Here is an 11755-nt window from a genome sequence, read left to right on the forward strand (position 1 = left end):
TGGGGGTGCGGGCCCGAAACCCGTCAGTCCGCCAGCCAGTCGGCCACGGCCCGCGCCGTCGTCCCGGCGTGCTCTTCCATCATGGTGAAGTGGTTCCCCGGCACATCGAGCGCGGTGTGCGGGAGCTGCCAGTACGACCGCCAGTCGCCGTCGCGGGACCAGTCGAAGAGCCGCTCCCCGGCCCGGACCAGCAGCGTCGGCGTCTTGACCTCCTTGGGCCGCCACTGGCCGAACAGCCGGAAGTAGGCGCCCATGGCCAGCAGCCGGGTGTCGTCCACCGGCACCTGGTCGGCGCTGCGCTCGTCCATCCCGGCGCTCAGCCCGGGCTGGAGGGCCACGGCCGCGTCCCGGTCGTGCGAGTAGATGTCGAGCAGGACGACCGCGTCCGGGAAGACCCCGGTGCTCTCCAGCCGCGCGGCCACCTCATGGGCGAGCAGCCCGCCCGAGGAGTGGCCCAGCAGCACGAACGGCGCCCCGTCGGTCTCCCGCAGGACCGCCTCGGCCTGCGCCTCGATCACCGCCTCCGGGTTGGCCGGGAGCCGCTCCCCGGCGACGAAGCCGGGGTTGCCCAGCGCGAGGACGTCCCGGTGGCCGCGGAATCCGGCGGCGAACCGCGCGTACTGGTGCGGGCCGCCGATCGACAGGATCGAGGAGAAGCACACCAGCGCGGGCCCGGTCTCCCCGCGCGACAGCCGCACCAGCGCGGGCGCCTTGTCCAGCTCGGCGGCGCTCGCGAACGAGGGCCGGAACCGCGAGACGTCCATCAGCAGCCGGGTGAACTCCTCCTGCCTGCCGAGCTGTCCGGCCTCCCGCATCATCGCGCCGAACACGGCCGACGGCTCCGCGCCCGCCGCCTCCGCGCGCGCCGCGTCCGAGACCGCGCCGCCCTCGGCGGCCACCGAACCGGCGAGCTGCGCGAGCAGCTGCCGGGCGACCAGCTCGGGCGTCGGGTGGTCGAACAGCAGCGTCGGGGCCAGCCGCAGCCCACTCGCGGCGTTCAGCCGGTTGCGCAGCTCGACGGCGGTCAGCGAGTCGAAGCCCTGCTCCAGGAAACCACGCGTGGCCCCCACCGCCTCCGCGTCCGGGAAGCCGAGGACCGCGGCGGCCTGGCCGCGGACCAGGTCCAGCACGGCCTTCTCCCGCTCCGCCTCGGCCAGCCCGGCCAGCCGCCGCGCCAGCGAGGGGCCGCCCGCATCGGCCGCCCCGGCGGCGACGGCGCGCCGCCGGGCCGGAGCCCGGACCAGCCCGCGGAACACGGCGGGCAGCCCGCCCTCGGCGGCCTGCTCGCGCAGCGGCGCGGTGTCCAGGTGCAGCGGTACGAGCACCGCCTCACCGCCGACCGTGCACGCCGTGTCGAACAGCTCCAGACCGTCCCGCGAGGACAGCGGCGCCATCCCGGAGCGCTCCATACGGGCCACATCCGCGTCCGCCATACCACCGGTCATCGCACTGCGCTGCTCCCACAGGCCCCAGGCCAGCGAGAGCGCGGGCAGTCCGGCGGAGCGGCGCTGCGCGGCCAGGGCGTCCAGGAAGGTGTTGGCCGCCGCGTAGTTGGCCTGGCCCGGCGCGCCGAAGGTGCCTGCGGCGGACGAGAAGAGCACGAACGCGGAGAGGTCCAGATCGCGGGTCAGCTCGTGCAGGTTGTGCGCCGCGGCCACCTTCGGCCGGAAGACCGTGTCGATCCGGTCCGGGGTGAGCGTGGGCAGCAGCCCGTCGTCCAGCACACCGGCGGTGTGCACGACGGCGGTCAGCGGATGCTCCGCGTCCACCTCGGCCAGCAGCATCGACAGCGCCTCGCGGTCGGCCACATCACAGGCCGCGACGCTCACCCGGGCGCCCAGCGCGGTCAGTTCGTCGACCAGCTCGGGCATCCCCGGGGCGCGCTGTCCGCGGCGGCTGTTGAGCAGCAGATGCCGCACACCGCGCTCGGCGACCAGGTGGCGGGCGAGCTGTCCGCCGAGGACACCGGTGGCGCCGGTGATCAGGACCGTGCCGTCCGGGTCGAACTCCGGGAGTCCTTCCGACGCGCCGTCCTGGTTCTGCTCCTGGGCGGCGACCCGGGCCAGCCGGGGCGCGTGGAGGGCGCCCGCGCGGACGGCGAGCTGCGGTTCCCCGCCGGTCACGGCCGCCGTGAGCAGCTCGGCCGAGGTCTGGTCACCGTCCAGGTCGAGCAGCACGAATCGGTCCGGGTTCTCGGTCTGGGCGGTGCGGATCAGGCCCCATACGGCCGACCGCGGCAGGGCGTGCACCTCGGCGTCCGGGGACGTGGCGACCGCGCGCCGGGTGACGAACGCCAGCCGCGCCCCGGCCAGGCCCTCCTCCGCGAGCCATGACTGTGCGCTGTCCAGCGCGGCGTGGGTGGCCAGCCGGGCGCCCTCCGCCACATCGCCGCCCTCGGTGGGCCCGGTGTGCGGGAGGAGGACGACGTCCGGCCGGGGGCTGCCCGAGGCCACCACGGCCGCGAGCTCGGCCAGGTCGGGGAAGACGGCGCAGTCGGCACCGGCGGACTCCAGCGCGGCGACGAGCCCGAAGGCGTCCGTGCCGTGCGCGGCGTCCTGGCCGGCGCCGTTCGCCGTGTCCTGACCGGCGCCGTTCGCCACGTCCTGGCCGATCAGGGCCCAGCGGAGGGTCCCGGGGGCCGCCGAGGGCGCCGGCACCGGCGTCCACTCCAGCCGGAACAGCGAGTCGTGGTAGGTCACCTGGGCCGCGCGCAGCTGCTCCGGGGCGATACGCCGCAGCACCAGGGAGTCCACCGACGCGACCGCGCCGCCGTTCTCGTCCGCGACGGTCAGGGCCACCGTGTCCGGCCCGGCCGGGGCGATCCGTACGCGCAGCGCCGTGGCGCCCGCCGCGTGGAGGGTGACCCCGGTCCAGGAGAACGGCAGCCGGATCCCGTCGGCCTCACCGCCCAGGAAGTCGCCGAGCGCGACCCCGTGCAGCGCGGCGTCCAGCAGCGCCGGATGCAGTCCGAACAGCGCGGCGTCGGCGTGCTGCCGCTGCTCCAGGCGCAGCTCGGCGAAGACCTCCTCGCCGCGCCGCCAGGCGGCGTTGAGCCCCTGGAACGCCGGGCCGTAGCCGAAGCCGCCCGCCGCGAACCGCTCGTAGAGGTCGTCCACGTCGAGGGCGACGGCCTCGACGGGCGGCCATACGGACAGGTCGGCTCCGCCGTCCGTGGCGTCACCGGAGGCCAGGACACCGCTGGCGTGACGGATCCAGGGCCGGTCCGAGGCGTCGCCCCGGTCCGCGTCCGGCTCCGGGCGGGAGTAGACGTCCAGCGCCCGGCGACCGCTCGCGTCGGGCGTGCCGACGGTCAGCCGGAGCTGGATGCCGCCCCGGCCGGGCAGGATCAGCGGCGCCTCGAGGGTCAGCTCCTCCAGCAGATCGCAGCCGACCTGGTCACCGGCCCGGATCGCCAGTTCCACGAAGGCCGTCCCCGGCAGCAGCGCGGTGCCGGACACGGTGTGGTCGGCGAGCCAGGGGTGGGTCTGGAGGGAGAGCCGCCCGGTGAGCAGGAAGCCATCGGAGTCGGGCAGTTCGACGGCGGCGCCCAGCAGCGGATGCCCGGCGGCGCCAAGACCGGCGGAGGCCACATCGCCCACCGAGAGCGGGACCTCGATCCAGTAGCGCTCGTGCTGGAAGGCGTACGTGGGCAGCTCGACGCGCTCGGCGCCGGTCCCCTCGTACACCGCGTCCCAGTCGACGCTCACGCCGCGCGTCCACGCCTCGCCCAGCGAGGCCCAGAAGCGGTCCAGGCCGCCCTCGTCACGGCGCAACGACCCGATCGCGGCGGCCTCCCGGCCCGCGCTCTCGGCGGTCTCCTGCACGCCCATGGTCAGGACGGGGTGGGCGCTGGACTCGATGAAGGCTCCGAAGCCCTCGTCCAGCAGACGGCGCACCGCACCCTCCAGCTCGACGGTGCGGCGGAGGTTGGTGAACCAGTACTCGGCGTCCAGCTCGGAACCGTCGACCCACTCCCCCGTCACCGTCGACAGGAACGGCACCTCGGCCGTCTTGGGCTCTACGGGGGCCAGCAGTTCGAGGAGTTCCTCACGGAGCAACTCGACCTGGGCCGAGTGCGAGGCGTAGTCCACCGGCACCCGGCGGGCCCGCACCTCATCGGCCTCACACGCGGCGATGAGCTCGTCCAGCGCCTCCGGCTCACCCGAGACCACCGCCGACGAGGGGCCGTTGACGGCAGCGACGGAGATGCGCTCCTCGCCCCAGGCCGCGATCCGCTCCCGGACCTCCGCCACCGGCAATGCCACGGACACCATGCCGCCCTTGCCCGCCAGCACCCGGCCGATCGCCTGGCTGCGCAGCGCCACCACCCGGGCAGCGTCCCGCAGCGACAGGATTCCGGCCACGCACGCCGCGGCGATCTCACCCTGGGAGTGGCCGACCACGGCGGACGGCCGGACGCCCAGCGAACGCCACAGCTCGGCGAGGGAGACCATCACCGCGAACAGCACCGGCTGGACCACATCCACGCGCTCCAGCGAGGGCGCACCCTCGGCGCCGCGCAGCACCTCCACCAACGACCAGTCGGTGAACTCCGCCAGGGCGGCGGCGCATTCGTGGATCCGGGCCGCGAAGACCGGCGAGGCGTCCATCAGCCCCACCGCCATACCGGCCCACTGCGACCCCTGCCCGGGGAACACGAACGCCGTCTTGCCGGCCGTTCCGGTGCCCTGGACCAACTGGGCCACCGCCTCGCCCCGGGCGAGCGCCATCAGGGCGCGGACGAAGTCGTCGCGGTCCGTGCCGACCAGCACGGCGCGCTGGTCGTGGACGGCGCGGGTGGTGGCCAGGGAGTAGCCGACGTCGGCCGGGCGCAGGCCCGGGTCCGTGTCGAGGTGTGCCAGCAGCCGCTCGGCCTGGGCGCCCAGCGCCGCCTCGCTCCTGCCGGACAGGATCCAGGGCAGCACACCGGGCTCGGGCGCGGCGTCGGCGGCCCTGGGCCGCTCCGCCGGGGCCTGCTCGATGATGGTGTGCGCGTTGGTGCCGCTGATGCCGAACGAGGACACGGCGGCCCGGCGCGGACGGCCGGTCTCCGGCCACTCCATCTGCTCGGTGAGCAGCGACACCGCGCCCGCCGACCAGTCCACATGCGGCGACGGCTCGTCCACATGCAGGGTCCTGGGGAGCACGCCGTGCTCGATGGCCTTGACCATCTTGATGATTCCGGCGACACCGGCCGCGGCCTGAGTGTGGCCGAAGTTGGACTTCACCGAGCCGAGCCAGAGCGGCTCGTCCTCGGTCCGCTCCTGGCCGTAGGTGGCCAGCAGCGCCTGCGCCTCGATCGGATCGCCCAGCGTCGTACCGGTGCCGTGTGCCTCGACCACGTCCACCTCCGCGGCGGACAGCCGGGCGTTGGCCAGGGCCTGCCGGATCACCCGCTGCTGGGACGGGCCGTTGGGCGCGGTCAGGCCGTTGGAGGCGCCGTCCTGGTTGATGGCGCTTCCGCGCACGATCGCCAGCACCGGGTGGCCGTTCTTGCGGGCGTCCGACAGCCGCTCGACCAGCAGCATGCCCACGCCCTCGCCCCAGGCCGTACCGTCTGCGGCGGCGGCGAAGGGCTTGCAGCGGCCGTCGGTGGCGAGGCCGCGCTGCTTGCTGAAGGCCACGAAGGTGCCGGGGGTGGCCATCACGGTCACGCCGCCCGCGAGCGCGAGCGAGCATTCGCCGCTGCGCAGCGCCTGCACCGCCATGTGCAGGGTGACCAGCGACGACGAGCACGCCGTGTCGACGGTGACCGCCGGGCCCTCCAGACCGAAGGTGTACGACACCCGGCCCGAGGCGACACTGCCGGAGCTGGCCGTGCCCATGTAGCCCTCGAGGCCGTCGGGGGCGCGGTGCAGCAGGGTGCCGTAGTCGTTGTACATGACGCCGGTGTAGACACCGGTCCGGCTGCCGCGCACCGCCGCCGGGTCGATCCCGGCCCGCTCGAACGCCTCCCAGGTGGTCTCCAGCAGCAGCCGCTGCTGCGGGTCCATGGCGAGCGCCTCACGGGGCGAGATCCCGAAGAAGACGGGGTCGAAGTGGTGGGCGTCGTGCAGGAATCCGCCGTTGCGGGCGTAGCTGGTGCCCTGCTGGTCGGGGTCGTCGTCGTAGAGCGACTCGATGTCCCAGCCACGGTCGGTGGGCATGTCGGTGATGGCGTCCGCGCCCTCGACGACCAGCTTCCACAGGTCCTCGGGCGAGGTCACCCCGCCGGGGAACCGGCAGCTCATCGCCACGATGGCGATCGGCTCGTCGGCCCCTGCGATGGCGGTGGCGACGGGTGCGGCGGCGTCCTCCTGGCTGCCCTGGGCCTCGGCCCGCAGATACGCGGCGAGGGCGGCGGGGGTCGGGTAGTCGAAGATCAGCGTGGCGGGAAGCCGGACGCCGCTGACCGCGGTGAGACGGTTGCGCAGTTCGACGGCGGTGAGCGAGTCGAAGCCGACCTCGCTGAACGCGCGCTGGGGCTCGACCGCTTCGGGCCCGGCGTAGCCGAGCACGGCCGCCACCTGCGTACGGACCACGCCGAGGACGATCGCCTCGGCCTCGGCGTCGGACGCCCCGGCGAGCTGCTGGGCGAGCGCGCCGGACCGCGCCGCGGCGGCGGCCTGGGTCGCGCGGCGGGGCGGGACGCGGACCAGACCGCGGAAGAGCGGCGGCAGCATTCCGGCGCTCGCCTGCGCCCGGAGGGCGGCCAGGTCGAGCGGCATCGGCACGAGGAGGGCCTCGTCGGCGGTGTCCGCGAGGTCGAACAGCTCCCGGCCCTGGTCGGCCGTGATGGCGGCGACGCCACCGCGCCGCAGCCGGTCCAGCTCCGCCTCGTCCAGCTCTCCGGCCATGCCGCCGGACTCGGCCCACAGGCCCCAGGCGAGGGAGGTGGCGGGCAGGCCCTGCGCGGTGCGGTGCCGGGCGAGGGCGTCCAGGAAGGCGTTGGCCGCCGCGTAGTTGCCCTGGCCCGGGCCGCCGAAGACACCGGCGGCCGAGCTGAACAGGACGAACGCGGACAGGTCCGCGCCCTGGGTCAGCTCGTGGAGGTTCCACGCCGCGTCGACCTTCGGGCGCAGTACGTGGGCCATGCGCTCGGGCGTCAGCGAGGCGATCACGCCATCGTCCAGGACACCTGCCGTGTGGATGACGGCAGTGAGGGGGTGGGCGGTGGGGATGGACGCGATGACCTCCGCGAGGGCGGTGCGGTCGGCCGCGTCGCAGGCGACCCAGTGTGCTTCCGCGCCCAGCGCGGTGAGTTCCGCGGTGAGTTCGGATGCGCCCGGGGCCTGGTCCCCTCGGCGGCTGAGCAGGAGGAGGTGGCGGGCGCCGCGCTCGGTCACCACGTGCTTGGCGAACAGGGTGCCCAGGGTGCCGGTGGCGCCGGTGATCAGGACCGTGCCGTCGGGGTTCCAGGCGGGTGCCTGGTTCTCCGCCGCCGCTACGGCCCGTGCCAGGCGCGGGGCCCGGACCTCGCCGTCGCGCACCGCGACTTCCTGCTCGCCGGAAGCCACAGCGGTCGGCAGTGCGTCCAGCGAATCCGCGTGGCCGTCCACGTCCACGAGCAGGATTCGGCCCGGGTTCTCCGACTGGGCGGAGCGGATCAGGCCGCGGGCTGTGGCGTGGGCCAGGTCGGCGCCGGAGATGAGGACGACCAGGTGGGAGTCCGCGAAGCGGTCTTCGGCCAGGTAGGTCTGCAGGGTGGTGAGGGTTTGGGTGGTGGCTTCGTGTGCGGCTTGGGTGGGGCTTTCCCCTGTCCCGCCCCTTCCCGCAGCATCGATATGCGGCTCCGCCGCGTGGTGGGGCTCCGCCCCGAGGCCCGGGTCCTCAAGCGCCGGACGGGCTGGAGATGCCGCGCTCGGACGGGCTTGAGTCGGCAGCGACACCACGATGTACTCCGGGGCCTTCCCCGCCACCTCGGTCAGGGTGGTCAGGTCCGGGTAGGTCTCCAGGCCCAGGGGATTGGGGCCCACCGCCACCCAGCCGTCCGTGGATACCGGGCCGGACGGTGTCGGGATCGGCGTCCAGTCCACGCGAAACAGGGCGTCCGCCGCGTTGCCGCCGGGGCGGTCGGCGCTGAGCTGGTCCGGGGAGACCGTGCGCAGGGCGAGGCGTTCCACCTCGGCCACCGGGGCGCCGGTGACGTCGGCGAGTTGCAGGGACACCGTGCCGTTTCCTGCCGACGACAGGCGGACCCGTACGCTGTCCGCGCCCACCGAGTGGACGCGCACACCGGTCCAGGAGAAGGGCAGTCCGCCCTGGCCCGGGTTCTCGGTCAGGTCGCTGAGGCCGATGGTGTGCAGGACGGCGTCCAGCAGGGCCGGGTGCAGTCCGAAGAAGGCGGCGCCGGGTTCGGCGTCCTCGGGGAGGGCGACCTCGGCGTAGACCTCGCCGTCGCCCCGCCAGGCGGCCCGCAGCCCCTGGAAGACCGGGCCGTAGCCGAAGCCCGCCTCGGCCAGGCCGTCGTAGAGGCCGTCGGTCTCGATGCGCTCGGTGCCCGCGGGCGGCCAGGCGCTCAGGTCGAACGACGGGGCGGCGGACGCGCTCTGCGCGAGCACACCGGTGGCGTGGCGCAGCCACGGCTCGTCGTCTCCGGCCTCGTCGGGGCGGGAGTGGAGGGCGAGGGTGCGGCGGCCGGTGTCGTCCTGGGCGCCCACGGCGATCTGGAGTCGGACCCCGCCCCGTTCGGGCAGGATCAGCGGGGCCTCCAGGGTGAGTTCCTCGACCAGGTCGCAGCCGGCCTGCTCACCGGCGCGCACCGCCAGCTCCACGAACGCGGTGCCGGGCAGCAGCACCGCGCCCATGACGGCGTGGTCGGCCAGCCACGGGTGGGTGTCCAGCGCGAGCCGCCCGGTGAACAGGAAGCCCTCCGCGTCGGCCAGGGACACGGCCGTGCCGAGCAGCGGATGGTCGGCGGTGCCGAGGCCGAATGAGGAGACGTCGCCGTAGGCGGTGCCCGCGTCCAGCCAGTAGTGCTCGCGCTGGAAGGCGTAGGTGGGCAGTTCGACGCGCTCGGCGCCGGTCCCCGCGTAGTACGCCGCCCAGTCGGGAGCCGTGCCCCGGGTGTGCAGGGTGGCCAGCGCGGTGGTCAGGGTCTCGGCCTCGGAACGGTCCTTGCGCAGCGCGGCGGCGAACGCCACGTGCTCGGACTCGCCCACCAGGCACTCCTGGCCGAGCGCGGACAGCACCCCGTCCGGGCCGAGTTCGAGGTAGGTGGTGACGCCCTGCGCCTCCATCGCGCGCATGCCGTCCAGGAAGCGCACGGCCTCGCGGACGTGGCGGACCCAGAAGTCGGCGGTGGCGATCTCGGCGGCGGGCGCGATGGAGCCGGTCAGGTTGGAGACCACCGGGATCTTCGGGGCCTCGTACGTCAGGCTCTCCGCGACCTTGCGGAACGCCTCCAGCATCGGGTCCATCAGCGGCGAGTGGAAGGCGTGGCTGACGGTGAGCCGCTTGGTCTTACGGCCCTGCGCCTCGAAACCTTCCGCGATCTCCACGGCCGCGTCCTCGTCACCGGCGATGACGACCGACGTCGGGCCGTTGAGCGCGGCGATGGACACCCGCTCGGTCAGCAGCGGCGCCACCTCGTCCTCGGACGCCTGGACGGCGATCATCGCGCCGCCGCCCGGCAGCCGCTGCATCAACCGGCCCCGGGCCGCCACCAGCAGTGCGGCGGCGTCGAGCGAGAGCACCCCCGCGACATGCGCGGCGGCGATCTCGCCGATGGAGTGTCCGGAGACCACATCGGGCTTCAGGCCCCACGACTCGACGAGGCGGAACAGCGCCACCTCGATGGCGAACAGCGCGGGCTGGGTGAAGCCGGTCCGGTCCAGCGCGGCGGCGTCGTCGCCGAACAGCACGTCCTTCAGCGGCCGTTCGAGTCGCGGGTCGAGCGCGGCGCACACCGCGTCAAACGCCTCGGCGAACGCCGGGTACGTCTCATACAGCTCGCGCCCCATGCCGAGGCGCTGGCTGCCCTGGCCGGTGAAGAGGAACGCCAGCTTGCCCCGGGTCTCCACGCCCTGGACCACCCCGGCGGCGGGCTCACCGGAGGCGAGTGCGGCAAGGCGGTCGAGGAAGGTCGCGCGGTCACCGGCGATGACGGCGGCCCGGTTCTCCAGGGCGGCGCGGGTGGTGGCCAGGGAGTGGCCGAGGGACACCGGGTCCAGCTCGGGGCGTTCGGCCACATAGCTGTGGAGCCGGGCGGCCTGGGCGCGCAGGGCCTCCTCGCCCTTGGCGGAGACCAGCCACGGCAGCAGCGGGAGGTCGCGGGGCTCCGCCATCTCCTCGGCGGGAGCCTCGCCGGGGGCTCCTTCGGCCTCCTCGCCGTCGGTGGCCTCGTCCGCCACCGGCGCCTGCTCGATGATCAGGTGGGCGTTGGTGCCGCTGATGCCGAACGAGGACACGGCGGCCCGGCGCGGACGGCCGGTCTCCGGCCACGGCCGGCCCTCGGTCAGCAGCGAGACGGCCCCGGCCGACCAGTCGATGTGCGGCGACGGCTCGTCGATGTGCAGGGACCGCGGCACATAGCCGTGCTCGATGGCCTTGACCATCTTGATGATCCCGGCGACACCGGCGGCGGCCTGGGTGTGGCCGACGTTGGACTTGATGGAGCCCAGCAGCAGCGGCCGCTCCGGGCTCTTCTCCTTGCCGTAGGTGGCCAGCAGCGCCTGCGCCTCGATCGGGTCGCCGAGTGTCGTGCCGGTGCCGTGTGCCTCGACCACGTCGATCTGGTCGGCGGTCAGCCGGGCGCTGGCGAGCGCCTGCCGGATGACGCGCTGCTGGGACGGGCCGTTGGGCGCGGTCAGGCCGTTGGACGCACCGTCCTGGTTGATGGCCGAGCCACGGACGACGGCCAGCACCCGGTGGCCGTGTCTGCGGGCGTCCGACAGCCGCTCCACCAGCAGCATGCCCGCGCCCTCGGACCAGCCGGTGCCGTCCGCCGACGCCGCGAAGGACTTGCAGCGGCCGTCGAAGGACAGCCCCCGCTGACGGCTGAACTCGGTGAAGGTGCCGGGCGTCGACATCACGGTGACACCGCCCGCCAGCGCCAGCGAGCATTCGCCGTTGCGCAGCGCCTGCATGGCCAGATGCAGGGTCACCAGCGACGAGGAGCACGCGGTGTCGACGGTGAGCGCGGGGCCCTCCAGGCCGAAGGTGTACGCCACCCGCCCGGAGGCGATGCTGCTGGAGCCGCCGGTGCCGAGATAGCCCTCGACACCGGGCGGCACGGCGCGCAGCCGCGAGGCGTAGTCGTGGTACATGACGCCCGCGAAGACACCGGTACGGGTGCCGCGCACGGAGGTGGCGTCGATGCCCGCCCGCTCGAACACCTCCCAGGTGGTCTCCAGCAGCAGCCGCTGCTGGGGGTCCATCGCGAGCGCCTCGCGCGGATTGATGCCGAAGAACGCCGGGTCGAAGTAGTTGGCGTCGTGGAGGAAACCGCCCTCCCGGACATAGCTCGTACCCGCGCCGTCCGGATTGTCGTCGAAGAGCCGCCCGATGTCCCAGCCGCGGTCGGTGGGGAACTCGGAAATGCCGTCCCCGCCCTCGGACACCAGCCGCCACAGGTCCTCGGGCGACTCGACGCCGCCCGGGTAGCGGCAGCTCATGCCGACGATCGCGATGGGCTCCTGGTCCTCCGACTCCACCTCCTGCAGGCGGCGCCGGGTCTCATGCAGGTCGGCGGTCACCCGCTTGAGAAAGTAGCGGAGCTTTTCCTCATTCATACGTGCGTTTCCCTCTCGAGGAATCCGGAAGACCTTGTCACTTC

1 protein-coding gene is annotated in these 11755 nt (G+C 74.2%); it reads right to left on the reverse strand.

Features of this window, described 5'->3' with window-relative positions; all coding sequences use genetic code 11:
- Positions 1–23 precede the first annotated feature (23 nt).
- Positions 24–11711: a type I polyketide synthase gene (locus BLV72_RS10920; protein WP_093461883.1), complete on the reverse strand. Its 11688-nt coding sequence runs from the start codon at positions 11709–11711 to the stop codon at positions 24–26.
- Between the last annotated feature and the right edge of the window lie 44 nt (positions 11712–11755).

It is taken from the genome of Streptomyces melanosporofaciens, assembly GCF_900105695.1.
Classification (GTDB): domain Bacteria; phylum Actinomycetota; class Actinomycetes; order Streptomycetales; family Streptomycetaceae; genus Streptomyces; species Streptomyces antimycoticus.

Bases quoted from the DNA above. Each gene is read 5' to 3' on its own strand.
- BLV72_RS10920 (WP_093461883.1), bottom strand. From the start codon at position 11,711: ATGAATGAGGAAAAGCTCCGCTACTTTCTCAAGCGGGTGACCGCCGAC.